Here is a 26,621-nt window from a genome sequence, read left to right as displayed (position 1 = left end):
CTCCTATTATTTTCAAAAATGTGTGCTACGTATTCCCCTGCTCCACCGTTAGACCAATCTCTTGGCCGTAAGACAATTCCAACGTGTGACCATCTGGATCTCGCAAGAATGCCCAATATCCGACCGGATACCCAGAATCTTTGGGTTCGTCAACCAGTACCCCCGCTTGACGAGCCTGATCACACAAAACATCCATTGCTTCACGACTCTTACAGCCAATTCCCAGATGTGCTAATGGCGAGAGAACAGAATGTATTGACTTAGTTTCAATGAGAACAATTGCAAATGGGCGAGTATGGTCTGTCAGCCAAGCAACCGCAACCCCTGTGTCAGTATCAATGCGACGATGAGCTACTTGCATTTGAGCATAGGTAGCGTAAAAATCAATACTTTTTTCAATGTTTGACACAGGTAGGGCAATATGTGTAAGTCCAATATCAATCATTTGATGTTCCTCATTTGATGTCAGCTTCAATATTGATGCTGGCTTTCTGAATTCCTTGATCTACAGTTGTTTCATGCTCATCGATTGAACTGAAGGATTTGGGTTGTGGTTCTTTCATCGTTTTTTCTTCCTTTATGACTGTTGATTGAATGTCTGAAGCTTCGGCTTGAATTTCACCACGAAACATATTCATGCCACAGGTAAAGAGATAATTTCCGGCTTGTTTGGGTGTAAATTCCACAGTGGTTACTTGATTAAGCGGTAAATCTGCGGCAATGTGAAAGTCTGGAATCACGACTTTTTCTAAGCAACTGCTGGGATCTTTGCGTTCAAATTTAAGCCTTACTGGTTTCCCTACTTGCACCACTATTCGACTTGGATCATATCCCCCATCAACGGTGACAGTGACTTCTTGGACATTTCCACCTGTTGCAACTGCTTTTTGAGACTTAGGTTTACTGAGTAAAAACCACCAAAGTTGTAAGCCGATTAGTCCAAATCCGCCGAGAGTCACGGCTATTTTGTTCCCTAGTGGCTGATCGATACGTTGAAATTGATTAGTTTGGACTGTTGTGGATGAGTGCGTATCATGGGATTTTTGTGCGATTGCTTCACCCGATGCAATTGAGAATACAATTCCTAAACTGGCTATACTACCGATGAGTGCTGTTTTGTTTACCATTGAAAAACCTCCTACTTGAATGTGATTAATTTGCCAACTAAACTAAAATTCCTGAAATCACTCCCAGCAGAAATCCAAATCCTGCTAAAGTTCCGAAAAATATGGTTTGATTGAACATTTTTATTTCCTCTATGCGAGTGTTTTAGGTTGGAAGTTACGTAACCGCAGCGCATTGGTGACTACAGAAACTGAACTAAAGGCCATTGCTGCACCGGCGATAATAGGATTGAGTAACCAACCGAAGAAGGGGAACAGAATCCCGGCGGCGATGGGAATACCAGCAACGTTGTAGATGAAGGCGAAGAATAAGTTTTGGCGAATGTTGCGAATTGTGGCGCGGCTGAGTTGAATTGCTGTAACTATGCCTTGTAAATCGCCAGAAATCAGAGTGATATCACTAGCGGCGATCGCCACATCTGTACCAGTCCCAATTGCAATTCCCACATCGGCTTGCGCTAAGGCTGGTGCATCATTTATCCCATCACCAACCATCGCTACAATCTTGCCTTCTGCTTGTATTGCTTGTACTGTAGCGGCTTTTTGGTCGGGGCGCACTTCTGCTAAGACTCTTTTTATACCAAATTCACGGGCAATACTTTCGGCGGTGCGGCGGTTATCGCCTGTGAGCATGACAACTTCTAAACCAAGTTTTTGCAACGCTCTCACAGCCTGGGTGGAGGTGGGTTTAATGGCATCAGCAATCCCCATCAATCCTTTGATTTCTCCGTCAACTGCTAACCAAACTGCTGTTTTACCCAGGTATTCTAAGCGTTCTTTATCTTGTTGCAAGGCTTGAGTGTTAATGCTCAACTCTTCCATCCAACGTTGTGTACCAATTTGCACAAGACGGTTAGAAACGATACCTTCGACACCACTACCTGCGATCGCTTCAAAATCTCTGACATCTACTAATGGCAGTTGCAGAAATTCGGCATATCTAACAACTGCTTCTGCCAAGGGATGTTCCGAATTGCGTTCTAAGGATGCGGCTAGTTGTATCAACTTCATTTCATTACCGTTAGCAGTGCCATCAACTGTGAGAAAATCTGTAACTGTGGGTTTACCTTGGGTAATTGTGCCTGTTTTGTCTAAGACAATTGTTTGAATTTGGTGTGCTATTTCTAAGCTTTCCGCACCTTTAATTAAAATGCCGTTTTCTGCACCTTTACCTGTGCCTACCATCACTGAAGTCGGTGTAGCTAAACCCAATGCACAAGGACAAGCGATAATTAACACCCCAACTGTGGTAATCAACGCCAGGGTGACATTGCCCATGATGTTGTACCAGATGATAAAAGTAAGGATAGCGATCGCAATTACTGCCGGCACAAACCAGCCAGTAACTTGGTCTGCTAGTCTTTGAATTGGGGCTTTTGAGCCTTGAGCCTGCTGTACTAATTGCACAATCTGCGCCAGTACGGTATCTTTTCCTACTCTTGTCGCCCGAAATTTAAAACTTCCAGTTTTGTTGATGGTTGCACCGATGACTTCATCCCCTGGTTGCTTCTTCACGGGTACACTTTCGCCAGTCACCATCGCTTCATCAACTGTGGATGTCCCATCAACTACTTCCCCATCAACGGGAATTTTCTCCCCAGGACGAACCAGCACCACATCACCAATTTCTACTTGCTCAATCGGTACATCTACTTCTCGTCCGTTCCGAATCAACCGTGCTGTTTTCGCCTGCAAACCAATCAACTTACGGATAGCTTCTGAGGTTTGTCCTTTGGCACGATTTTCAAACAGCCGCCCTAGTAAAATCAAGGTAATGACGACAGCACAAGTTTCATAATACACATCTGGCATCAATCCCTGAGCAATAAAAAAGCCAGGAAATAAGGTAGCGAATAGGGAATAGAAATATGCTGCACTTGTACCCAAAGCTATTAAGGTATCCATTGTCGCGGCATGACGCTTAAAAGCTTTCCAGGTATTAACGTAGAACTGTACAGCACACCAAAACTGTACAGGAGTTGTGAGGACTAATTGCACCCAAGGATTATGCAACCATGTGGGAATAAAAGGTAGGTTTAACCCTGTCATCATTGGTAGTGAGCCAATCACCAGCACTATGCTAATGATGCCCCCTACTGTTACTTTTTGTTGTAAATCGCGGGACTCTTTCAGGCGATATCTTTTCTCTTCATCATCTTCTCCCGCCATCAGATTTTGTTCTTGCAGGGGATAGGCAGAATAACCTGCTGCATCTACCGCCTCTTGTATAGCTTGTAAATCTGTTGTTCTGGGGTCATAATCAACTGTTGCCTGTTCTGCCCCAAAGTTCACGCTACATTCATTTACACCAGGGACAGAACTAATCGCATCTTCAATACTTCTGGCGCAGGAAGCGCAACTCATACCGCGTAGTTTAAGTGTGGCATTCTCCATTTCAAAGCTCCAATTATCAAGTCGTGTTCAAGACTGATTTCATCTTGAATGCTCCAGTGAACTGGAGTGTCAAGGGGGTAAAGGAAAAAATTGGAACTACGCAAAAAGTCCTTTCTCAACTAGCTTTGCAGCTATTTCCCATACATTAACTGAACTGGGGAAAAATTTCTGCTCAAGTCTCTTGACTCTCCAGTGAACTAGATATTTGAAGATAAACTCCAGCAAACAATAACCACCTTGATCTAAAGTTCGGAAAGCTTTTGGAATGCGCTATTGGCAAAATTTGCCTATGGTTATACCATTTCAGAGGTTCTGGCATAGTTCAGCGTCGGACTTGTAATTCACTGGACTAACAGCTATGAGCATCATCCATTTACCCTCAACAAAAACCACTGTTTCAAAATCTCCCACTGTTTCAACCTTAATTCGTCCCCCTTCACCTTCTCTGTTAATTGCTTTCTTTAATGGAGCCGTACTGCCTATTCAAGCAGCAATTAATGCTCAGTTAGCTCGGTCAATAGGTTCTTTCCCTCTAGCTGGAGATATTTCCTACTTCGTAGGCACTATAGTTCTCGTAAGTCTTCTATTAACTGGCAAATTCGGACGACCAAATTGGTCTGCGTTACCCAAAGCACCTTGGTGGGCTTTTTGTGGCGGATTGGTGGGTGCTTGGTACATAACCTCAAGTGCATACTTGACAACTAACTTGGGAACTACGCTCACAATTGCGTTGATTGTCAGTGGTCAATCTTTCATGGGTATACTGGTAGATCATTTTGGATGGCTCTCAGTGCAGCCTCGTCGTCTTACGCCTAACCGACGCATTGCTGGAGCATTATTACTCTTAGCCGTTTTTTTTCTCACTTTGAAATAAGAGTTTTTAGTTTTATTAGTATGGAAATTTTGCTAGCGATCGCTGGTGCTGCTTCTGCTGGCGGACTGCTTGCTTATGGTAGTGCTGCTAATGTTCGATTAATGCAAGTAATTCGTTCCGCGATCGGTGCTGCTACTGTTAATTTCACTATTGGATTTACAACTTTAGCACTACTGATGGTGCTGGGAGTCATCGGCCCACTATCCCTCAATCAATTGTCTCAAGCTCCTTGGTGGGCTTTCTTTGGCGGTGTTTTGGGAGCAACTTACGTAACGCTCAATACTCTCAGCATTCCTAAATTAGGTTTGACAAACACAACAATGGCTGTAGCATTTGGACAGATGCTGATGTCACTGATCATTGACCAGTTTGGTTTATTTGGGGTTATGAGTCATATCGTCAGTGCGCCCAGATTATTAGGAACTGGGCTTTTATTAGCCGCAGTTATACTTACACAATTAGATGCTAAACACAACAGATAACTAACCAATGATATATCTGAATATCTGCAATAATTCAATCCATCATATTTGGGATTTTCTTTGTTCATGGATACTGAAGGATTTTATCGTCGTCCCTTACCTCCTCCTAGTATTTCTTTTGCTTCCCCTGATGGACGAAAAATCTTTCAAGAAGCGATCGCATTAGGGGGTATGGAGGGTTATTTTCCCCTTGCCGAACAATTTTATACCCAATCAGAGCCAGCTTTTTGCGGGTTAGGTACGTTGGTCATGGTTCTCAACGCCTTATCAATTGATCCTGGGCGAATTTGGAAAGGTGTATGGAGATGGTACGGTGAAGAATTTCTCGAATGTTGCCAACCACTGAGTGCAGTTAAAAATCAAGGTATTACTTTTGACGAATTTGTCTGTTTAGCACGTTGTAATGGAGCTAAAGTACAACCCTATCGTTACAACCAAAGCAACCTACAAGAGTTCCGAGAAGCTGTTAAGCAAGCCACCTTTCTACCTCAAGGTTTACATTTAGTTGTTTGCTATTCACGACAAGTTGTCGGGCAAACTGGAGACGGACACTTTTCCCCAGTTGGGGGATACCATCCAGAACGTGACCTTGTGTTGCTTTTAGATGTAGCCCGTTTTAAATACCCACCTCACTGGGTTCCCTTAACTGTTTTATGGGATGCTCTACAACCCATTGATACTGCAACAGGTAAATGTCGTGGCTATATCCTTGTTTCTAACAACAATATTTCCAGTCAAAACTTTTTTCATGTAGGAGTTGATATACATCAATGGGCGAAAGTTGCGCCTTATTTTAAGGATATTGCACCAACTTTACTGGCTCAAGAACAGCCAGATTCATTATTTGCGTTACTGGATACGATATTAATAAATTTGCCACTAGAGTTAACTTCTGTTCTCTGCATTACTGGAGATAATCTATCAAATGAATTTTTTGAGATATGGTGCTGTTTATTGGAAGAAATTAAATCGCATCCTTTATGGACAGTTGCTCAAGACGTACTGTTGACTAGAAATTTTCCTGAAACTTCTGTTACAGAAAAGTGGCAACTCCAAGAGAAAAACTTAGCTTATTTGCTAACAATGTTTCTTTTATCTTGTCCAGAGGAAATTTATCAACCGCTAAATGAGCATTTGCGTTCTCAGATATATCAACTCCGAGAAGTCGATACGCTGCCCCCACTGATGCGTCAGGAAGTAGTTAGCTTAAAAGAACAAATGTTAGCGTTACAGAATTTATTTCAAACATTATCAAATTAAATGTACAACAGTTTGCATATTTGTGTAATATGTGTAGAGACCTTATACGTAAGGTCTCTACATTTGTTCCTGTTTAAGTTTTTTCTCTTTTAGATGAGTGTATCTTCATACAGAATTGGTATTACCTCTGCCTTTCTGTTTCTGTTTGTTATAAACTAGATTTTTTTGATAATAAAGTCTACATCACTTGAACTACTCTGTGATGAGTTAGGTTTAGCATAGTGATGTTGTGCAAGCCAAGCACGAACTTCCTCTTCAGATAACGCATGGAAACGATTTCCGATCAGTGAATCATCAATAATCCACCAGATATTTCCCATGCGATCGCTTGTCTGCCAAATAAAAGCAGTTGAATTGTCCATCAAAGCTAGAGCGATCGCTCTAGCCGCATAATTCAAAGGTTGGCTGACTTCATGAAATTGAGGTCTAAATCCATCAGAAATATCTGAAGGTGTCCATTCTTGTTTTTGGTAAATTTGAAAATCATCAAAAAATTTACTGGGTATTATTCTCATAACTAATCTCCCTAGAACTAAATATTCAACTTAGGCTTTGCTTTACCATCTATGTTTGTTAGAAGCTAAAGTTTTTTGATAATAAAGTTGCTCAATCCAAATCAAAACTTCTTGCTCAGATGCCAAAGAAGCAGATTTACCTGTTACTGGATCATAAGCAAACCACCATGTATTGCCTTGGCGATCACGCCGTTCCCAAACTTCTGGTTCGGGTTCTTTATAGAGGAAGTCAACAAACCATCTCCAGAATTTTCCCAATAATAATTGAATGCTGAATTGATTCTGATAAGGTACTTTAGAATCAGAACTTGATGTGAATCTCTGATGTAACTGTTGTCTGCTTGTCATAAATAAATTCCCAGGTATAACTATTGAAAGGACAAAAAGTTATTCTTTCTTTTCGCAACTCAATAATTTAATCTTTAATGCTCCATTTAACTGGAGAGTCAAGAGATCACAAGAAAAATTTTTATGAAGCAAAACATAGTTATAAATTTAGATAAAGAAAGTTGATTTGTAATTAATATCAAAGAAATTTATACGAATTATTAAGATTGTATTCATAAACTTGAATCTCCACCTAACAGGAGAGTTGACAATACTAGTAAAGTAATTGTTGGTGGGGATTATGGCAAAACGTCAAATTGAGATATTTACAGCCAATTGTCCTTTTTGTGATGAAACAGTCCGTACAGTGCAAGAATTAGCTTGTTCAAATTGTGAAGTATTAGTCTATGATTTGCGTTCAAATCAGGAGCAGCAGACTTATCTAGCGAAAGCTGAACATTATGGAGTTCAGTCAGTTCCAGCCATCGCTATCAACGGAGTGTTAGTGCTGACAGGTAAACCAACTCGTGACCAATTGCTAGCAGTGGGTGTGGGTCAACCACTGAATTAAGTATGGATGTCAAACAAAGTCCAAAAAGCGCGATTGCCTTTAGCAGTGTCCTTCGGGCAATCGCATCTATCACGACACCAGTAAGGATGCGATCGCCTTGATTATGTAAAGAAACGTGTATAAGAAAAATATTTCATCCTCTTTTCATCTCTAGATGTAAATCTTAAAGTATAGGTTTTTGTTGAAGATAAAACGATCTAGCTATTTGATTGGAAAAAAATAACTTGATTTTTGCAAGAAAAGTGAAGCCAACAAAACTTGCATATTACTTGATTTCTGAGCAATTTTATTGAGTTTAATTTAAGATTTTTCGTCTCACAAGTTCCTCACAATCTCTCGATAATTTCATAAATATAAGTTGTCTTTAACTCCTAAAACAAGGTGGGGCTATGAAAACAAAAACATTTTTGTATGGCTTGGCTGGTCTATTAACCAGTGGTACGCTCGCTGGATTAGTAATTTTAAATAACGCACAAGCTCAGGTTTCAAACTCAGAACACAATACTCATCACCCATCTACAGAAACTACTCCTCCTCCCCAAAGAGGGATGATGACTAATATGGATCAACATTTCATTGAAATGATGATTCCTCATCACACTCAAGCAGTGGAAATGGCTGATATCGCATTAAGTCGCGCTCAACACCCAGAAATTAAAAAGCTAGCTCAAGCTATTAAACAAGAACAAAACCGCGAAATTCAGCAAATGAAAACTTGGTACAAGGCATGGTACGGGAAAGAAGTACCTGTAACAGCCATGACTCGTCAAGAAATGATGGCAATGCATCAGCGTATGTGCCAACAGATGAACCCAGGCATGATGAAAATGCCGATGAACTGCAACATGATGGGTATGAATGTAGATTTGGCAGCCTTGAAAAATGCACCAGATTTCGACAAAGAATTTATCCGTCAGATGATTCCTCATCATCGTATGGCTGTAATGATGTCGCAGATGGCTACTAAAAAAGCTACCAAACCAGAAATTCGTAACTTAGCTCAGTCCATCATTAAAACTCAAACGGCTGAAATTAACCAGATGCAGCAATGGTATCAGGCCTGGTATAAATCCAACCCCGAAGAAAGTTGAATTCCGGAGAGATTTTGACCTGACACGATTGACATCTGCTCTCAAGGAGGTCAATTATGTGGAATTTTTTTAGACGCAAACGCCCACAAGATAGTGAAAAGACTGCTGTAGACCCAGTATGTGGCATGACTGTAGAAAAGGCTACAGCATTGAAGTCCGAGCGAGACGGACAGACTTACTATTTTTGCAGCCAGACTTGCCTGCATACCTTTGAATCACAACCAGCATGATGAAGGAGTTCACTGAAAGATGGCAAGAACTCACGAGCATCGAGGACATAAACACGCAAGCGTTATACCCGAACCAGGCGGGATGGCGAAAGACCCTATCTGTGGCATGACAGTACCTAAAGCCACATCCTTGAGGACAGAAAGAGGTGGACGCAATTACTATTTTTGCAGCCAAACTTGCTTAAACACATTTTTAGATCCTGAGAGGGAACTCAAATCAATGCGGACTCGCGTTACCGTTGCCATGACGGGGGTACTGCTTTTAGCAATTATGCGAGCGGCTGCATTTTTGGGACTGGCAGCAGGCATAAGTATCTTAAGCTGGGTGCCGATTTCTGCTCTACCCTGGTTTACTTGGGGAGTCTGGCTTTTTATCTTGGCAACACCTGTACAGTTCATTGGTGGCTGGTCATTTTATGCAGGGGCGTGGAATGCGATCAAAAGCCGCAATGTAAACATGGATTTCCTGATTGCTTTAGGAACCAGCGTTGCCTATTTCTATAGTGTGGCAGTGATTTTCTTTCCTAATGCTCTACCTGTCGGTGTTGAGGAGCGAGACGTTTATTTTGAAGTTTCTGCCGTCATCATTGCCTTTGTTTTACTAGGCAAGTATATGGAAGAAATTATCAAAAAGAACTCCTCGGCAGCAGTTCGTAAACTTCTAGATTTGAAACCTGCCACCGCCAGAGTTATCCGAGATGGCATGGAGATGGAAATTCCGGCAGAGCAAGTCATGGTAGGTGAAACCGTGATTGTCCGTCCGGGAGAAAAAGTACCAACGGATGGAATTGTGCTGGATGGATCTTCATCTGTAGATGAGTCAATGCTGACAGGGGAATCACTACCAGTAGAGAAGCAAGCCGGAGCGGCGGTGATTGGTGGGACTTTGAACAGAACAGGAGCGTTCAGTTTCCAAGCGACTCGTGTAGGTTCAGAAACTGCTCTGGCTCAAATCATCAAAATTGTGGAGGAAGCCCAGACAAGTACGGCTCAAGTCCAACGTTTGGCGGATAAAGTGACGGGTTATTTTGTGCCTGCGGTTGTGGGAATTGCTGTGCTTGCTTTTCTTGGTTGGTTACTTGTCGGGAACTTTCCCCAAGCTTTACTCGCATTCATTGCTGTGTTAATTATTTCTTGTCCTTGTGCTTTGGGTATTGCTACTCCAGCCGCATTGATGGTTGGTGTGGGTAAGGGAGCAGAAGCCGGGATTTTAATTCGGGGTGGTGAAATTTTAGAACGAGCTGAAAAGCTCTCTACCGTAATTTTCGACAAAACTGGAACTTTGACTCGTGGTGAGCCTAGTGTGACGGATATTGTACCCTTGGCAGAACGTCCAAAAGATGAAATTCTCCGGTTGGCGGCGGCGGTAGAAACGGGTTCAGAACATCCTTTGGGTGAAGCAATTGTGCGAGCAGCCAGACATCAAATGCTAGATATTCCCAAGGTGAGTAATTTTGAGGCAATTCCCGGACATGGGATTCGAGGAGAAATCAATCGAGATAGGATTTTACTTGGTAATCGCCGTTTGTTCGGTAAGCAAGGCTATCAGATAACTCCGGCAACAGAAGAGATACTGACTCGTTTGGAATCTGATGGTAAAACAGCCATGCTGGTTGGTTGTAATGGTCTGCTAATGGGGATTGTCGCAGTAGCGGACACACTCAAACCGGAAGCGAAGGAAGCGATCGCTGCTTTGCGTCGGGAAAAGGTCAAAGTTGTGATGCTCACTGGAGATAACCAGCGTACTGCCGAAGCGATCGCTCGTCAACTAGGAATCGATAAGGTAATTGCTGAGGTATTGCCCGGTGATAAAGCCCAAGTCGTTAAAGATATTCAACGACGCGGCGAAGTTGTGGCAATGGTGGGAGATGGTGTTAATGATGCACCCGCCTTAGCAACTGCTGACATTGGGATTGCGATTGGTTCTGGTGCAGATGTGGCTAAGGAAACAGGCGGGATCATTTTGGTGAAAAACGATGTGCGGGATGTTGTGACCTCGATTCGCCTGTCTCGTGCCACGATGCTCAAAATTAAACAAAACCTATTTTGGGCGTTTATCTATAACTCCATTGGCATTCCCATTGCTGCCTTCGGTTTACTCAACCCAATGATTGCCGCAGCTGCGATGGCTTTGAGTTCCTTGTCAGTGATTGTTAATTCATCACTGTTGAAAGGATTCAAATTGTCAACAAATTGAATTGCAATTGTTAACTGGATTGGGGGAAAAATTCTATGAATCATCAATCTAGTCAAGATAGTTGGTGGAGATCGCCCGCCAAAATAGCCTTATATATTTTCCTGGCCATTGCTGCATTTTTTCTCATCACTGAACACTTAGCACATCTAGCTGGAATTCTCCCCTACTTGTTACTTTTAGCCTGCCCATTCATGCACTTATTTATGCACGGAGGACATGGTGGACACGGCGGACACAGTGACGGAAATGATCGTTCATCTCGGTAAAAAATATCAATCAACAGGAAATAAGAAATGAACAACGCACCCGCCTACGGTCTTTGGTCTTTGGTGATTATCAACTCTTTGGTATTTATTATCTTTGCCTTCAGCTTTACAAAACCAAAAAGTCCCCGTGACTGGCGAGCCTTTGGTGCTTTTTCTGCCTTTATCATGGCTTTGTTCACTGAAATGTACGGCATACCTTTAACAATTTACCTACTTTCAGGTTGGTTGCAAAGCCGCTATCCAAAGTTAGATTTACTCTCCCATGATGTAGGACATCTCTGGTGGACAATGCTGGGGATGAAAGGCAATCCTCACTTTAATGTGTTGCATATTTTGAGTAACATCCTCATTTTTGGTGGGTTTATCTTATTGGCATCAGCTTGGGAGGTTCTGTACAAAGCCCAGCGTTCTCACACATTAGCTACTACTGGCCCTTATGCAACAATTCGCCATCCCCAGTATTTAGCTTTTATCAGTATCATGTTTGGTTTTTTGCTTCAGTGGCCTACAATTCTCACATTATTGATGTTTCCAGTGCTGGTGTGGATGTATACACGACTGGCACGCCAAGAAGAACGTGAGGTGCGAGCAGAATTTGGTGCAGAGTACGATCGCTATGCCAGCAATACACCAGCTTTTTTCCCTCGTCAGGGAGACAGCACCAAGAGAAGTAATACCTAAAATATTAGGAGAACTAAGTAAGTGAAAAGACAGGAAAGAATCAAAATCCTGTTTAATCGTCAAAACGCCTTTGCGTTGGCAATTTTGCTCCTATGTTTAGCCGTCTGTTATTGGATACTGAATCCCCAGGTAAATATATTAACACCGGAAGGATTTAGACAAACTGTTAAGAATTTAGGGTTACTTGGCCCATTTGTCTATATTGGTATCTTGGCTTTATCTGTAGTTATTAGTCCTATTCCCAGTGCGCCACTCGCAGTTATAGCTGGCACTATTTGGGGGACATTCATGGCAGGAGTCTACAGCATAATAGGAGGTTTTATCGGTGGTTTAATTGCTTATTTTTTGGGTCGCACTTTGGGGCGATCAGCAATTAAAGCTTTAACTGGTAAAATCATTTATTTCTCGAAAAACAAAGGAGAGACATATCTAAGCTGGTTAATTTTTATTACTCGGATGCTGCCAATATTTTCTTTCGATTTGATTAGCTACGCTGCGGGAATCGCTGGTATTTCTCTCCCTAAATATGCCATTGCTACTTTTTTAGGTATGATTCCGTCAACATTTTTACTTACATATATGGGAGGAGCATTAAGCGTAGGAACACCTTTAGGAATGGTTATTTCTGTTATTTTCCTCATTGTAATTATAGTGTTGCCTTGGTTGATTAGACGCTATAACTGGTTAGGAATGAGAGATATTGTGCGTGTGGAATAAATATATTTTTAAAAAATTGAATTTATTCAAGCTTTCCACTCAGTTAATCAGAGGTGAATTATGCTATCGCAAAGTCATCATCGAGAAAATCAACATAATGTCAGGCACTCTATTAACAAGTTAAACACGCGATCTCTTTCCCTGGCTACAGCTATCATTACAGGCTTAGTTTATATACTCTGCATTCTGTTTGTAGCAATAGCACCAAAAGCAGCAATGGCTTTTTTTAGTTATGTCCTGCATATGGACTTGACTAATATTGCTAGGGTGATTACCTGGGGAAGCTTTATTGTTGGTCTTTTATTTTGGACTGTAGGCACAGCTTTATATGCTGCCCTGATAGCTCGGCTCTACAACAGCTTTGCAACTAGGTAAAAAATTCAATATACATGAAAAGCCTTTGTAAATCTGGCAGTAATGTATTATAGGCAGAGAGATCACTGCCTTTTACCAGGAGCAAAAAATTCACTTCTGCTCCGAATTCTGTCGAAACAAATTTTTTCAGCATCCAGAGCTATACATCACCATATTAACTACCACTAGTTACGACGAAGCCAAAGAAAATCGGCGGGTTGCCTATTTCTCGATGGAGGTGGCTGTTGGTTCTGCTATGCCAACTTACAGTGGCGGCTTAGGTATACTGGCTGGCGACACTTTGAAATCCTTTGCCGATTTGCGAATACCTGCGGTTGGGGTAAGTCTACTCTATCGCAAAGGTTACTTTCACCAAAAGCTGGATGAGTGGGGAGGACAGCAGGAATTTCCTGTTTTGTGGAGTCCCGAACATTTCCTGCACCTTTTGTCTGAAACTGTTCAGGTCGAAATTGAACAGAGAACTGTACAAGTTCGAGCTTGGCAATATGACATTGTTGGCTTAAGTAACTACAACGTCCCTTTAATTTTGCTAGATACTGGTGTTGAGCAAAATACCGATTATGACCGTACTTTAACTGATGTTCTCTATGGCGGAGATGAGCGATATCGGCTGGCCCAGGAAATTCTGCTGGGAATTGAAAGATTCCATATGAACGAAGGACACGCCAGTTTGCTGCTTTTAGAGTTGCTAAAAGAACGAAACTGGATAAATACAGAAACATGGGATTTTAGTAGCATCAGAAATCAATGCGTTTTTACTACTCATACCCCTGTTCCAGCAGGACACGACCAGTTTGACTACGGCTTAGTGCAGTATAGTTTGGGACACATAGTGCCGTTTGATGTACTGCAAATGTTGGGGGGACGCGATCGCCTAAACATGACTATGCTAGGACTAAACTTGAGCCACTATGTCAACGGTGTTGCCAAGCGACATGAGGAAGTTTCGCAAGAAATGTTCCCTGGCTATCCCATCCACCACATTACAAATGGTGTTCACTCATGGACGTGGACTTGTGACAGCTTTAGAACCCTCTACGAGAGATATATTCCTGGTTGGAGTAACGATCCCTCAATGCTAAGGCACGCCATCAGTATTCCCCAACAGGAGATTTGGTCAGCCCATTTAGCGGCTAAAATTCGTCTTTTAAGTTACATTCAGGAAAAAACCGATTTTTCGCTATCTGCGGAGACTCTGACGATTGGCTTTGCTCGCAGAGCTACTCTTTACAAGCGGGCAGATTTAATTTTTTCAGATATCAATCAACTTTTGGAAATTGCCAAACAGGTTGGTTCTTTACAGTTTGTTTTTGCTGGTAAGGCGCACCCTAAAGATTACGCTGGCAAAGAGTTAATTCGACGGATATTTGAAATTTCCCACCAATTACAGAAGCAGATACCTATAGTTTTTTTGGAAAATTATGACATGGAGCTATCCAAGCTGATTGTATCTGGGGTGGATCTATGGCTCAATACGCCACAGCGACCTTTAGAAGCTTCTGGAACATCGGGTATGAAAGCAGCACATAGCGGTGTTCCCAGTTTCAGCATACTCGATGGTTGGTGGATTGAGGGACATATCGAAGGGGTGACTGGTTGGTCTATTGGTTTTAGAGAACCAGAGTTTTCTGGTTCAGATGTCCTGAACCGCCAGGATGCAGAGGATTTATATCAGAAGTTGAAAAACGTAATAGCTCCAATGTTTTATCAAGAGCGCGAGCGGTGGGTGGATGTAATGCGACGTGCGATCGCACTAAATGCCTCATTTTTCAATACCCATCGTATGGTACAGCAGTATGTCACGAATGCCTATCTGCCCTGAAGGTTTTTCTAAAACTCAGGAGATATTTTTATGTTTCACAAGATTCTGGTTGCAATAGATTGTTCTAAAGTTAGCAAGCGTGTTTTTGAAAAAGCACTTTCTCTAGCAAAGCTCACCAAGGCTAACTTGATGATATTTAATGTTGTATGTCCTGAAGAAGATGGATATTTAGATAACTCTGAACTGTTAAATTACTATGAGCAAGATAAAGACAGCGAAGCCGTAAAATATAGCCAAAAAATGTTAGATAAATTCTCCCAGCCAAAGTTAGAAATGCTGCATTTATATACAGCAGAAGCAACAGCAGCAGGTGTAGAAGTAGAATACAAACAACACATTGGTCAACCTGGCGAAACCATTTGTGAATTTGCGCGAAATTGTCAAGCAGACTTGATTGTAATTGGATGGCGGCGGTGGCTTTCAGGTATGGAAGAATTTGTTTTGGGTCGTGTTAGCAATTATGTACTTCATCATACTTTTTGTTCCGTGTTAATAGTGCCATAATAGGTAGTCATAATTGCTCTGATTATTTCCTTTGAAGGGCGAAGAAAAGCACGATTATTTCACTAATTACACCCGCAAGCATTCCATAGGCTGCTGAAGTGGCTCCGCTATGTCTGGTAAAAATCGAACTTTCACATACTACTAAATAAAGGTCGCAGCAACTACTGTTGTCAAGTTGATGAACCAGTTCTTTTCCTTGTGAATTACTAACCCTTGAAAAGTATTTTGCAGAGCCAATTAATTATAATCACTTATAATATTTATTACATATTTACTAACTTTAGTTAGAGCAGAAAAACAACATTATTCGCACATTAACTAATCAATAAATATAAAATTTATAAAATTTATCTAAAAATTATGAATTTTAACCTAATATGCCAAAATTATTATTGACTCAATAGACATTTTGTACAACTTAGTTTATATAGCTATTCAAACTAGTTTTAAATTATACTTTGACAATTTGTATACTGAGTCTTTGCTGTTTGATTATGTACCGTAAAGACTCTTAGCTGACTGTTTAGTCTTGTATAGCTTAATCCTAATTTTTAAGAATTTCATCTTAATTTCATAAGCTTCTGTCAATCTACTAATAGGGGTATCCCTATGGCAAACTATGCTAAAATCACAAATTTACAACGAACTTTTAAATACCCAGTTTGATATGAGGGTGCTATTAGTCGAAGATGAGCCGGATTTAGGGGCTGCTATTAAGCGTACTTTAAATCAACAAAAGTACCTAGTTGACTGGGTTATGGATGGTAATGACGCATGGGCTTACTTAGAAAATAGTTCGGCGCAATATACAGTAGCGATTCTTGATTGGATGCTTCCAGGAATTAGTGGTTTAGAATTGTGTAAAAGATTGCGTTATAAAGGTAATCCTCTTCCTATCCTGATGCTAACTGCTAAAGATAGAATGGAAGATAAAGTTGCCGGACTAGATGCAGGTGCCGATGACTATTTAGTAAAACCCTTCGGCATGGTGGAACTTCTAGCACGATTGCGGGCATTGCAGCGTCGTTCCCCCCATTTTCAACCCCAACAATTAACTGTTGGTAATTTGACTCTAGATTATGGCAACAGTACAGTTGTTAGACAAAATACAACAAGTGAACAGCAAAGTATTCCATTAACTAATAAAGAGTTCCAACTATTGGAATATTTCATGAACCATCCTAACCAGATTGTTACGACTGAGCAAATTCGTAATCAAATTTGGGAAGTTAATGCGGAATCTAGTAGTAATGTAGTGGCAGCGCAAATACGTTTGTTACGTCGTAAACTCACAAGTAACGACTGTCCTAACCCAATTGAAACTTTGCACGGTATGGGATATCGTCTTAATTTCTCAGATGAATCAAAATAAACTGTTTCGGCTCACCCGCCTTCGTTTAGCTCTGTATTACGCTATTGTTATGGGTTTGATTTTAAGCCTATCTGCCTTTAGCTTTTACAGGTCTGTGTTTCATGCTCATGTGGTAGCTTTAGACAGTGAAATTGAAACTGTAGCGGGAACACTGCACGACAGTATTGAACTTAAATTGCAAGAACCTGGACGTTTGGAACCTTTGGCACTCAAGTTATTTCCAAATGTAGATAAATGTAAAGTTGAAGATAGTAATTGTATTCAAGAACAGCCGCATCCTAAACGTCATCTTCTTGGTATTGTTACTAAAACTAGCTACTATATACGTTTTTTTGATATTTCAGGAAAATTAATTGCTAATGCTGGTTATTATCCAGAGGGATTACCTAATATTTTTAATCAAAAAACTTGGCAATTTCTCAAAGATAGCAAAGGCAGAGAATACCATCAAATTACTTTATCTCTGCATACCCAAAATTATCAGGATTGGGGACATATGCAAGTAGGGCGAAGTCTAGAAGAGTTTAATCACTATTTGGATAGTGTCAAGCTAATTTTGATATTAGGGCTGCCGATGGCTATGGTTATGATTGCAGGTGCCAGTTGGTGGTTGTCAGGATTAGCGATGCAGCCAATTTATCAGTCATATCGACAAATTCAACAGTTTACAGCTGATGCTGCACATGAATTACGAACGCCTTTAGCTGCAACAAGTGCAACTGTAGAATCAGCACTTTTAATGTCAGAAATAGATGAACAAGAAACACGAGATTTATTGCAAACTATACAGCGTCAAAATCAGAGGTTAACAACTTTAGTCGTTGACTTATTGATGTTAGCACGTTTAGATAGACAAGCTCAAAAGTTACAGCATGAAGTTTGTTGTTTAAATGATGTTGTTAGCGATTTAATTGAAGAATTTGAAGCGATGGCAACTACCGCAGGAGTAAAGTTGACATTATCAATCAGAGTTAAGCAAAATATGAATGTTATAGGGAATTCCGATCAGCTTTATCGATTGGTTTCTAACTTAATTGTCAATGCAATTCAATATACACTCAAAGGAGGGGAAGTCACAGTTATCTTAGAAAGTAATGATAATTATGCTGTAATTAAAGTTCAAGATACAGGTATTGGTATCCCACAACATGAACTGAGGCGAGTTTTTGATCGTTTTTATCGGGTAAGTAGCGATCGCTCTCGTAACACTGGTGGTTCTGGATTAGGATTAGCCATTGCTCAAGCAATTGTTCAGGCACATCAAGGCAAATTAAATGTACAAAGTGAATTCGGTAAAGGTAGCATTTTTACAGTTCAATTACCCAGGTAACATGAGCTATAATAATTTAATTGCAATTCTGTTTGTCGTGTATATTTAATTATTAATTTTCTAATTAAACTCATATTTAAAATATTCAGAATCTACTACTAATATTTATGCTTGCAAATGTGTATTATGAAATTTATACAGAAACAACAAGTTGAATTAATTATCCAACAAGCTTGCAAGGAAAATTTTACTGATAGCGAGAAGGCTATTTACGATGACTTTATTCTGGAAGCGGGGGTAACAGACCCAGCCAAGATGACTGAAACTACTGCTGATATGTTGATTAGATACCTTGATGGCTGCGATGCATCTAACGAGTTTGTTGCTAATGTAGTGAATCGCCTCGCGCAAGTTGCCCCTGTTCATATCATGACCAGGATTCTTCTCAGCGATAATGATGGTGATGGTGTGCCTTTATACCAAGAACTCCAACTTGGTACAAAGGCTACTGTATTTAATACTCCATCAGAAATAGCTGCTGCACAACAAAAGCAATATCAGTTTTTTCCGATTCGGAACAGCGATATAGAATTGTAAGTTTAAGCCACCAATAAATTTTTTACAGCGATCGCAAGACTCCCAGCCCCAATAATCAGGCGATTCCCCTGTAAGTATAACTTTGGAAAATTACGCCAGTATCCTTATCTTCATCCCAAAACCACCAACCTTGGCATAGTTCAGAAAGAACGCGCATTAGTGCTAATTGTTGATGTGCGATTTCCCCACTACCGTAGATGACGTTACTAGTGCCATCCCATGATTTAAGAATTGATTCTAAATTGTATCCATTGCCCATAATCCAACTGGCGTAGAAGCAGTCTTTGGATATTTCTTCCATGATGGCCAGTAGTTCGAGTGCGGCATCAGGATTGGGTGATTTCAGGGCTTCAAGTGCAAGACGGAGGTTTTCTTCTCTGTCTGCAATAAACTCTGAAAAAGCTGCTCTATTTGATGGTAAATTGTCTTTTTCAAGTGTGATTAATTTTCCATTTACAATCTTGACTGGAGTTATATTTGAGTAGTCAGTTTGGTCATCTTCACTTGCCTTTACTTTTATAGCTAAAGGATGCCAATGGATACGTTCAATTTTATTAGTCTGAGGATTTTTCCATGCCCAGAATAGTTTGTGAGATGCTGCACCCTTAACTGTAAGATAAGTTCTTTTATGTCGAATGGGATAGTCTACACCTTCTTCTTTTTTCGCTTGTAAAAATGCTTCTATTGACGGATATTCTTCATTGGGATATGCCATTATACGTGGTGCTGTCGCATATGTGTAACCTGATATGCTGCTATCACCATTTTTCAATGGTAACAAATTCCATTTTTCGTTTATTGGATTCTGTATCCAAAACTCAACTGATATTGTCTGTACAAACTGATCTAAAATCTGAACTACACAAGGATAGTAAAGTGTGAGTTGTTGGTTGCTATTAGTCATTATTATTCCATCCATTCAATAGGGGATATGGTTTCTTTTTTGGCGGGAAGTATTTTGACTTCATAGCCATAAATAATTAATTCGTGCAAAGTTGCTAGTAGTTGCTTGAGTGATATACTGTCCCATGGGCTGCACTCTAATATATGTTTCAATACCTGAGCGGGAGCATTAACCACCCAAAGACTATGAATTCTTTTGTTCCTAAATCCAGCACATAATTGAACAATTGGTTGTAACTCAACTGTTATTTTTGGTACATGAATAATTGCTGAACTTATAGGGATTACTGGTTTATATTCTAAATTTTTAGATTGTAAAAAATTGGGGTCACTGTACCATTGTCCGTCGATTTGATATGCAATCATTAGGTATGGCAATGCTTTAATCGCATTTATAGTTCCCCATCTAGCAGTTTGTCCTGCATGAAACCAGATATAAGAGCCGTTGTGTATTATCATGTGCAAGTTTTATAATTTTGACTTGAGGCTTTGCTTGTTCAGCTAATTGATAACTTCGTCTGTGGTAGAAAGTTTGGTTACTTGGTCTACTGAACAATGATTTCGTATTTGTATGAATACTTGGTTTCAAATTGCAAATATTATTCATTGCAGTAAACTTTATACTCAGGTACAACACTTTAGATATTAGTGATTATTTCCTGAATCACACATCATCAATGACTACCTTGCTGATGTGTGTAACAATTGTGGTAATTAATCTACTAGTTTGATGTGTGTTTTAAAACTAAATACTTGCTGTAAAATAAAAAGTGCGCCTTTTTAATTGATGACGCACTTTTATTAAAAATAAATTGATAGTTAAACGTGGTGAAGGATAATATTTATTGCGTCTTGAGTGCTAATTTTATATTGTGTAGCAAGTTTATTCATGTTGGCTTCACCATTTGCATGATCTTTGATGATTGCTCGAACAATGTTTGGTGAAACATTAATCTCACTATTGGTAACGACTGGTTTAGGTAAAATTTGAGAAATCAAGAATTCTTTTCTTCTTAATAAATGTATTTGACGATAATGTTCTTTTCTGGGTATCCACAGACAATTTCCGGGGGCAAAGTCACTCTCTTGATCAATACGAGATATAACTGTTCCTTCGGGTGCTAATCCCATATCTTTTAGAAATTGGGTAAAGTTATCACGCCAGGATGCATCAACTTCAATTCCGCACCCGCCATGATATTTGTACTGATGGTGGTTCTTGTTATAGCAGATACGCTTGATGTGTAACCAGGAGTTATACTCATGGCTTTTGCAGTGACCGTGGATAGTTTTATCGGTCTTGAGGCTGTCCCGTTGCAAACATCCGCAACTTTGTGTAAGCCCTCTTTTTAGGCTATTTTTACTAACATATTTTTGGGTTCCGCATCTGCATAAGGTAAGGAGGAGTAGTTCGCCCCTTTTCCCCTTAACTTCTACATCAGATATCACTGTTAGTCTCCCAAAATTTGCACCAACTGGGATAGATTCTTTTCTTTTCTTACAACCGCAGTTAGTTGAGCGGCCATTGGTGAGAGTGTGACTGTAAACAAGTTTTTGAATTCCACAATCACACTTACATAATACTTGCTTTCCTTGTTTTTCTAATACAGTCCAACTACCGAATTTTCCACTTATATTAATTACTCGCTTTGTAGTCTCCATAAATCGTTTTGGTGTTATTACTGCTGGGTTAAATATTTAAAACAAGCTGTTTTTCTTGCTCCAGTTCCTTCTTTATCCAAGCAAGTTGCTGTCCAATGGCTAGGTGCTGCATCGGTACTTTTGTCTCGTATCCCTTTGCTTGTAAAATGGGTGTTACCTCCTGTCTGTAAAGCTTGCCCGTCAAGAATACAAACTCTATTTCCAAAGACGCAACTTGTATGAGGTTTTCTGCTACTTGTTGCGCCCATAGTATACGTTCCTGATGAGATAAGGAATAGGGGGATTTATCGTAGGGCTTGATGATTGTTTCTGGGTTAAGAACTTGATGTAAAGGTGACAGGATATACCATCTTGATTCTTTTTCTTCTACGTAGCGACGGCAAGCTTGAAAGTGCTGCGAACAATATAAGTCTTTGGCGGCAGCAGAGTAGGGAAGCTGCTTGCCACATCCAGCAACCAGGTAGATTTTTTCCTTGGGAATGAATTTTCTGTAAGTGCCGATCGCCAGATTGAGGTTGTGGGCGATTCTTCCCATAGTATGCGTCCGTCCTTTGTTTGTTAACCGAGGGTCAATCCTATGTCGATTGAGAACCCTGCAAACATGACAGTTGCACTTTGGCGTGCAGTGGGCTGGCATCCGAATTAGTTTTTCCTCATTGCTGACGAACATCCCACCACCTAGTCCTTCTCGGATAAAAGTTGAACCATCAAAGGATAATCCCATCTGAGTAAAAGCTTTGGCATACTGGGGCGAACATAGTCCAAAAACGTGTATATGAACATTTGGCTCGTGCAATACTCCTGCGGAGTCGCTGCGCGATGGCGAAACGCCCGCCTTGTCCTGTCGGACACGCTTCGCGAACGGCGATACGCGTTCCGAGTCACTTCGTGAACGCACAACCTCAGTGATTGTTTTGACAATGTGCAAGTTAGTTGAATACTCCCTCGCCTGGGGAACAAGGCCACCGATGCCAAGATGGCGGTATCCCAGCCCCAGAAGATATTTTGCTACTTCGAGGCGTTCACTGAGAGACTGCCCGTGGATGACTGCTAGGGGGATTCTATTGGGAAGATAACTTTTAGCAAGTTGGATAAATGTTTTTGCTTGTTGAAGGTTATATTCTTGCCGTTTCCTAATATTTTCTCCTATAAGTAAATGGTCAGGACAAACAATAATATCACCGACTTTTGAACGTTCTCGATATCTATGAATAGACCAGTGGGCATCAACATATTTACCGTTGAGAGTAGGAATATCTTGGTCACGGTAGTTAAACGATCCGCAGTCATGAATAATCAGACTATCTGGAACAATTTCTGCTTTTGTAGCGAGTGAGTATAGCCAGCCCACAGGCTGATATTCAAGCAAGTGCCAAATCGGGATTTTTTCACCCTTGATTTTGAGAAAATCACTCTTACCCAATACTGGATAGAAACCTAGTTTCATAGTATTTAAACGAGCAAATTTTGAATTTTATTCGTTAAGTTAACCCTCTGCTTGGAGAGGGCTAATTGCTCAATTACTTTCTGTATTTATTGGAAATACTTAGAAGATACTGCCGCCAACGATTAGAGACTTTAGTAGCAAGAGTGCTAATATCACTTGCTGCAATTTCTTCTGCTTCAGTTTTAAAAGCATCATCAAAGTGGATCTTGGCGTGATACTCCATACCATCAAAGTAAATATTGAAGCTAGGGTTAAGTTGAAAATCTTGAATCATATTTATATCCTTCCTGGGGAAGATATAAACCCTTATTCTGTTCTGCTAGTCTATTTGTTTCATAATTATCAAGAATCATTTTTTTAAATTCTTCCCTTGTTGCTCGCAAGTCGCGGAATATTTTGTTAGTGGGATAGAAGAATACCGACTGTTGGCGGCTGTAAAACCAGACTAGTTGATTGATACGATAGATGTCATTGCTATCAAGCAGAACATAACTAATTTGTTGGTAAAAATTTTCTAAAGAGAAGGGACGCTTCTTGGCAGTTGTTCTTACATCAATAAGAGTATTTCCAGCGATTATCTGGCAATCAGCACCTCCAAGATATTCACTTAAAGGGTATGAAGCATTGCAGGTGATATTTCCACTTACTTGATTAGCTACAGTTTGCCAAGTACGGGGTAAAATACCGATAATTTGAGATGTATCTTGGATAGTAGGAAGCCATTTTTTGAAATATTCTGGTTCAAGTTGAAGGGTTTTTTCTCCTTGTAGAAAAGGTTGAATAATTTCATGTATGTTACGGCTGCGTGCATAATTTTCTAACGCACCCAGCAGCATACACTTTAGAGCTTCTTCTTCAAGTGAATTGGAATTTGTAATGCAGTAATCAAAAGCATATTCTATTTTGAGGGCTTTGGCTCCAACCTGAGCAAGACAATTAGTAAACCATGTTTTATCTTCATATATGCTTCCTAGATACTTAGCAAGTGCTTTGGCGATCGCATTTCCTACTAATGGAAAATCTACACCATCAACTGGTTTAATAATTTCTTGATTTTCTAATATTTGATTATGGCTATTAATCATTTTAATAAATGTCTGATTTAGTCTAGAGTCAAACCATTCCCTGATAGGTGAATTTCTATTTTTTAATTCAGATGTTAAGCTCACTTTTTGATTTTTCGCTTGAAATACTACATTGAGTATTTGCGTGAGCTTTACGTAGTAATTTTTCTTTGAATTGTGTTATTTAAAATAATAAACTAATGATTTAAATAAATGAAAAGCTTGTTGAATTTGAAATTTGCAATTGATGTAAATTTACGTAACTTCTAAACCGAAGTTTTTATATTGCCAATGCAACTTTGCAAACTTGGTGACGGAATTTATAGTTCAACTTCTCGTTCAACTTCTCTTGACTTGGTTTTAGGTGCAGCAGCGACAGTTTGCTTTTGAGAAGAGGGTATGTGTTCAGTAGGGGTATATTGCTGCCGAATTTCTTCTCCTCGCCATACTTGCAAGTCATTCATAATATCTTTAAGCGGAACAAAATCGACGACTGTTTCTCCTTGCTTTTGTGCTTCAGTTGCCTTGTAGGTCATAATCTTGAAGTACATCTCTCGCTGGTCGGCAATTGGTAACTTACCGTTGTTCTCATTTATCCGTTGTAGAATTTCTTCATTGCCTTGATTCATTGCCCCTCCCCAGTCAGGGCCACCATGCTTGACCATATTTGCCCATTCCTCGGCGATGTAAGGGTGAACTGTGACAGGCAGATCGCCAACTGCTTGTATTACTCGTTTTTTGGATGCAGATGCGGCGGTGGGAGTAGATTGTTCGTCACCAAAGATTTGTTCCAGGTTGAGTTTGCTGGCGTTTTGGGCAATAAACTTAATTTGGTTGATATCGTACTCAGAGATATTCATTTTGCTGACTTCTTTGGTAATGCCGGCTTCGGTTTTAGTTAGGTCAAACCGGACAAGTTCCTGAGTACCTTTTTCTTCGGTAGTTTTAAATAATTGCAAGCTGGCTCGATTTTTTTCGGGGTTGCGCGATCGCTTGATGGTAAATTCACCTACTGTAAGTTCTTTCTTATCAGCCTGGATGAGGACATTATTCAGGGTGTGCAACATCTCATTTTGTTTAAATACTTCCAGCGTTTTAATTGTGCCGGCAGGTGCAAGACTTCCCAAGCTGTTTGCTACATCACGGATATCGGCATTGTTGAGGTCAGGTAGCTTGCCATTGTCGCCTAAGTATTCTGCCACCATGAGAAACTCCTGACGTTCAACAGGTAACATCTCTGTAGGCTTTTTCGTGATTTTGGGTTCCTCTTTTTTGTTGAGTTTAAAATCCATCAAAGAGTTCTCCCACCCAAATAATTCATCACTGCGGCGGTGAATGCTAACAGTGTCTCCCTCTTGGCGAATTACAAATGTATCGCTACGGTAAAGACGTGAACCATCTTGTTCAAGAGTGCTGTATTTTTTTAACATGGCGATCGCAGTTTCAGCAATATCTTTATTTTCCCCGTTGTAACGTTCTTCCCGCGCTTGTTTATTATTAATTTGATAAATAGGTACTTCAACCTGACGCGCCCACTGTTGTGCTGCTGGCTCTACATCTTGATACGTAAACTTAGGTGCATATTTTTTTCGATTATTAGTCGTTTGCTCCTCTGGCTCTTGTGCAAAAAACTGATTGGGATTTACATTTTCATTTACCTCCTCTCCAGCTTGATTTTGAAATTGAGGGTTACTAGTAACTATCGGTTGAATTTGAATAGTTTCTTCGGACTGTGCGATTTCTTCTTGAAGATTATTGACCACATCATCTCCAAACCTGTCATCTACCTCTATTTCAACAGATAAGTTAATTTCTTGATTTATAGACGAACTGTTTTCGCTGTTTTCATCTTGTGGTAACTGTTGTGAAGTATTTGATTCGACTGCTTGAATCTTAGTTTCAGATTGTTCGTTGAGTGTCTGCTCTACTGATTCAGGATAGTTTTTGACTACAGGAGACTGATAATAATTAACATCTGGTGGGGAGTCAAAGTCGGGTGGATTACTAATGTCGATATCATTTATAAAACCTACCGCAGCTTCCTCTGCTTCGTAATCCAAGTTAACTGGTGTAGTTACAATTTCAGAATTTAATGGTTGATTATCTTCGTTCAATATTACTGATAAATTATCTAAGGATGCAGTTACTTTTATTACATCTGGGTTGCCGTTATCAAATAATAAGTCTTTTGTATCTTTATGATTGTTAATAATGTCAGCAGATGGAGGTAGTAACTTAACTAGTGGTTCACTTGCTACATCTATTTTTTCATCTGGAGTAAGTATTCCAGTGACGAGATTAGTTGTACATTTACCTTCGCTATTTTGTTCGTAGATAACGATTTGTTTTGCTGAACCATCTGACTCTAGATAAGCTGTAATTTTTAGAGTATTATCACTTGTTTGCTGATAATCACTATTGAAATTGGGTACATCTTCTACTAATCTTGCAGCAATTGTTTGTGCTTGATAGTCAGTAAAAGGTTCAGTTTCTATTGTGTATTGACCTTCTACTAATAAATCGGGCATTAACACAATATTAGTTTCTTGATTGCTTTTTATACTTTGACTGGTTAAATCTACCTTATTAGTTTCTTGATTGCTTTTTATACTTTGACTGGTTAAATCTACCTTTTCCCATTTATACGCACCAGGGGTAGATTCATCAGGTACAAGATTGTAGATATCTTTGCCAACTTTAACTGCAATTTTACTTGCTTCTTGAGCTTCTTTGAGTTTTTCGAGAATTACTTTAGTTATCTTAGTAAGTACATTGATGAGGCTTTTACTTAATTCTCGACTTGTTTGAATTGCAGTATCGGCTGTACCTAAATATGATTCATTAATTTGAGTGTGTCTGGTGTCAAACATATATTA

The 26,621-nt window shown here is 40.0% G+C and carries 28 protein-coding genes and 1 pseudogene; 16 read left to right on the top strand and 13 right to left on the bottom strand.

Features of this window, described 5'->3' with window-relative positions; genetic code table 11:
- Positions 1-25: 25 nt before the first annotated feature.
- The 3 genes from H6G74_RS24540 to H6G74_RS24530 form a co-directional block, all read right to left on the bottom strand.
- Positions 26-445: a VOC family protein gene (locus H6G74_RS24540; RefSeq protein ID WP_190970144.1), complete on the bottom strand. Its 420-nt coding sequence runs from the start codon at positions 443-445 to the stop codon at positions 26-28.
- A 10-nt stretch (positions 446-455) separates the two neighbouring features.
- Positions 456-1,127 (bottom strand): cupredoxin domain-containing protein, encoded by a 672-nt coding sequence (locus H6G74_RS24535; protein ID WP_242051343.1) that lies wholly within the window; start codon positions 1,125-1,127, stop codon positions 456-458.
- Positions 1,128-1,256: 129 nt separating this feature from the next.
- The gene (locus tag H6G74_RS24530; RefSeq protein WP_190970130.1) at positions 1,257-3,518 is read right to left on the bottom strand and encodes a heavy metal translocating P-type ATPase; all 2,262 of its coding nucleotides are present in this window, start codon (positions 3,516-3,518) and stop codon (positions 1,257-1,259) included.
- Between the two features lie 358 nt (positions 3,519-3,876).
- Between H6G74_RS24530 and H6G74_RS24525 the strand changes: the two genes are divergently transcribed.
- The 3 genes from H6G74_RS24525 (at position 3,877) to H6G74_RS24515 (ending at position 6,134) form a co-directional block, all read left to right on the top strand.
- Positions 3,877-4,392 carry a DMT family transporter gene (locus tag H6G74_RS24525; RefSeq protein WP_190970129.1) on the top strand — a complete coding sequence of 172 codons (516 nt, stop codon included), beginning with the start codon at positions 3,877-3,879 and terminating at the stop codon, positions 4,390-4,392.
- 20 nt (positions 4,393-4,412) lie between these two features.
- A complete protein-coding gene (locus H6G74_RS24520; RefSeq protein ID WP_190970128.1) occupies positions 4,413-4,874 on the top strand; it encodes a DMT family transporter in 462 nt (153 codons plus the stop codon).
- Positions 4,875-4,940: 66 nt separating this feature from the next.
- Positions 4,941-6,134 (top strand): phytochelatin synthase family protein, encoded by a 1,194-nt coding sequence (locus H6G74_RS24515; RefSeq protein WP_190970127.1) that lies wholly within the window; start codon positions 4,941-4,943, stop codon positions 6,132-6,134.
- Between the two features lie 155 nt (positions 6,135-6,289).
- On the opposite strand, the gene H6G74_RS24510 is transcribed toward H6G74_RS24515, so the two are convergent.
- Both H6G74_RS24510 and H6G74_RS24505 read right to left on the bottom strand, forming a co-directional pair.
- On the bottom strand, positions 6,290-6,649 hold the full coding sequence (locus H6G74_RS24510; RefSeq protein ID WP_190970126.1) for a hypothetical protein: 360 nt from the start codon (positions 6,647-6,649) through the stop codon (positions 6,290-6,292).
- Positions 6,650-6,691: 42 nt separating this feature from the next.
- On the bottom strand, positions 6,692-6,997 hold the full coding sequence (locus H6G74_RS24505; protein ID WP_190970125.1) for a hypothetical protein: 306 nt from the start codon (positions 6,995-6,997) through the stop codon (positions 6,692-6,694).
- A gap of 280 nt (positions 6,998-7,277) precedes the next feature.
- Here H6G74_RS24505 and H6G74_RS24500 point away from each other — a divergent pair, with 280 nt between their 5' ends.
- The 10 genes from H6G74_RS24500 (at position 7,278) to H6G74_RS24455 (ending at position 15,430) form a co-directional block, all read left to right on the top strand.
- Positions 7,278-7,547 carry a thioredoxin family protein gene (locus tag H6G74_RS24500; protein ID WP_190970124.1) on the top strand — a complete coding sequence of 90 codons (270 nt, stop codon included), beginning with the start codon at positions 7,278-7,280 and terminating at the stop codon, positions 7,545-7,547.
- Positions 7,548-7,936: 389 nt separating this feature from the next.
- On the top strand, positions 7,937-8,638 hold the full coding sequence (locus tag H6G74_RS24495; RefSeq protein ID WP_190970123.1) for a DUF305 domain-containing protein: 702 nt from the start codon (positions 7,937-7,939) through the stop codon (positions 8,636-8,638).
- 56 nt (positions 8,639-8,694) lie between these two features.
- Positions 8,695-8,868, top strand: a complete 174-nt coding sequence (locus H6G74_RS24490) for a YHS domain-containing protein (protein ID WP_096585218.1) — start codon at positions 8,695-8,697, stop codon at positions 8,866-8,868.
- A gap of 19 nt (positions 8,869-8,887) precedes the next feature.
- Positions 8,888-11,065, top strand: coding sequence for a heavy metal translocating P-type ATPase (locus H6G74_RS24485; protein WP_190970122.1), 2,178 nt, complete (start codon positions 8,888-8,890; stop codon positions 11,063-11,065).
- A gap of 35 nt (positions 11,066-11,100) precedes the next feature.
- The gene (locus H6G74_RS24480; protein WP_010993919.1) at positions 11,101-11,331 is read left to right on the top strand and encodes a DUF2933 domain-containing protein; all 231 of its coding nucleotides are present in this window, start codon (positions 11,101-11,103) and stop codon (positions 11,329-11,331) included.
- Positions 11,332-11,358: 27 nt separating this feature from the next.
- The gene (locus H6G74_RS24475; protein ID WP_190970121.1) at positions 11,359-12,012 is read left to right on the top strand and encodes a methyltransferase family protein; all 654 of its coding nucleotides are present in this window, start codon (positions 11,359-11,361) and stop codon (positions 12,010-12,012) included.
- Between the two features lie 21 nt (positions 12,013-12,033).
- The gene (locus H6G74_RS24470; RefSeq protein WP_190970120.1) at positions 12,034-12,729 is read left to right on the top strand and encodes a TVP38/TMEM64 family protein; all 696 of its coding nucleotides are present in this window, start codon (positions 12,034-12,036) and stop codon (positions 12,727-12,729) included.
- A 60-nt stretch (positions 12,730-12,789) separates the two neighbouring features.
- Positions 12,790-13,104 (top strand): DUF5676 family membrane protein, encoded by a 315-nt coding sequence (locus H6G74_RS24465; RefSeq protein ID WP_096585203.1) that lies wholly within the window; start codon positions 12,790-12,792, stop codon positions 13,102-13,104.
- 46 nt (positions 13,105-13,150) lie between these two features.
- A complete protein-coding gene (gene glgP / locus H6G74_RS24460; RefSeq protein WP_190970143.1) occupies positions 13,151-14,926 on the top strand; it encodes an alpha-glucan family phosphorylase in 1,776 nt (591 codons plus the stop codon).
- Positions 14,927-14,956: 30 nt separating this feature from the next.
- On the top strand, positions 14,957-15,430 hold the full coding sequence (locus tag H6G74_RS24455) for a universal stress protein (RefSeq protein WP_190970119.1): 474 nt from the start codon (positions 14,957-14,959) through the stop codon (positions 15,428-15,430).
- A gap of 22 nt (positions 15,431-15,452) precedes the next feature.
- On the opposite strand, the pseudogene H6G74_RS31860 reads toward H6G74_RS24455, so the two are convergent.
- Positions 15,453-15,667 (bottom strand): annotated as a pseudogene (locus tag H6G74_RS31860) (hypothetical protein); the annotation flags it as partial.
- Positions 15,668-16,049: 382 nt separating this feature from the next.
- On the opposite strand from H6G74_RS31860, the gene rppA reads away from it, so the two are divergent.
- The 3 genes from rppA (at position 16,050) to H6G74_RS24440 (ending at position 18,669) form a co-directional block, all read left to right on the top strand.
- The gene (gene rppA, locus H6G74_RS24450) at positions 16,050-16,802 is read left to right on the top strand and encodes a two-component system response regulator RppA (protein WP_190970118.1); all 753 of its coding nucleotides are present in this window, start codon (positions 16,050-16,052) and stop codon (positions 16,800-16,802) included.
- On the top strand, positions 16,789-18,132 hold the full coding sequence (gene rppB, locus H6G74_RS24445) for a two-component system sensor histidine kinase RppB (RefSeq protein ID WP_190970117.1): 1,344 nt from the start codon (positions 16,789-16,791) through the stop codon (positions 18,130-18,132). Before rppA ends, rppB begins: the two co-directional genes overlap by 14 nt.
- Before the next feature lie 126 nt (positions 18,133-18,258).
- Positions 18,259-18,669, top strand: coding sequence for a hypothetical protein (locus H6G74_RS24440; RefSeq protein WP_190970116.1), 411 nt, complete (start codon positions 18,259-18,261; stop codon positions 18,667-18,669).
- 55 nt (positions 18,670-18,724) lie between these two features.
- On the opposite strand, the gene H6G74_RS24435 is transcribed toward H6G74_RS24440, so the two are convergent.
- The 7 genes from H6G74_RS24435 to H6G74_RS24405 form a co-directional block, all read right to left on the bottom strand.
- Complete coding sequence (locus H6G74_RS24435; RefSeq protein ID WP_242051342.1) at positions 18,725-19,573, bottom strand: hypothetical protein; 849 nt, start codon at positions 19,571-19,573, stop codon at positions 18,725-18,727.
- Between the two features lie 2 nt (positions 19,574-19,575).
- A complete protein-coding gene (locus H6G74_RS24430; RefSeq protein WP_096585182.1) occupies positions 19,576-20,031 on the bottom strand; it encodes a hypothetical protein in 456 nt (151 codons plus the stop codon).
- 360 nt (positions 20,032-20,391) lie between these two features.
- Positions 20,392-21,234, bottom strand: a complete 843-nt coding sequence (locus H6G74_RS24425; RefSeq protein ID WP_096585179.1) for a hypothetical protein — start codon at positions 21,232-21,234, stop codon at positions 20,392-20,394.
- A gap of 28 nt (positions 21,235-21,262) precedes the next feature.
- Positions 21,263-22,681, bottom strand: coding sequence for a DUF6884 domain-containing protein (locus tag H6G74_RS24420; RefSeq protein WP_190970114.1), 1,419 nt, complete (start codon positions 22,679-22,681; stop codon positions 21,263-21,265).
- A gap of 73 nt (positions 22,682-22,754) precedes the next feature.
- Complete coding sequence (locus H6G74_RS24415) at positions 22,755-22,955, bottom strand: hypothetical protein (protein ID WP_190970113.1); 201 nt, start codon at positions 22,953-22,955, stop codon at positions 22,755-22,757.
- Complete coding sequence (locus tag H6G74_RS24410) at positions 22,933-23,850, bottom strand: hypothetical protein (protein WP_313888513.1); 918 nt, start codon at positions 23,848-23,850, stop codon at positions 22,933-22,935. The genes H6G74_RS24415 and H6G74_RS24410 overlap by 23 nt, the downstream gene beginning before the upstream one ends.
- 215 nt (positions 23,851-24,065) lie before the next feature.
- Entirely contained in the window at positions 24,066-26,615 is a 2,550-nt protein-coding gene (locus tag H6G74_RS24405; RefSeq protein ID WP_190970112.1) for a hypothetical protein, read from the bottom strand.
- Between the last annotated feature and the right edge of the window lie 6 nt (positions 26,616-26,621).

The sequence above is a fragment of the Nostoc spongiaeforme FACHB-130 genome (assembly GCF_014698475.1).
Lineage (GTDB): Bacteria > Cyanobacteriota > Cyanobacteriia > Cyanobacteriales > Nostocaceae > Nostoc_B > Nostoc_B spongiaeforme.
Note: the sequence above shows the minus strand (reverse complement) of the source record. Positions and strands in the feature narration are given on the sequence as shown.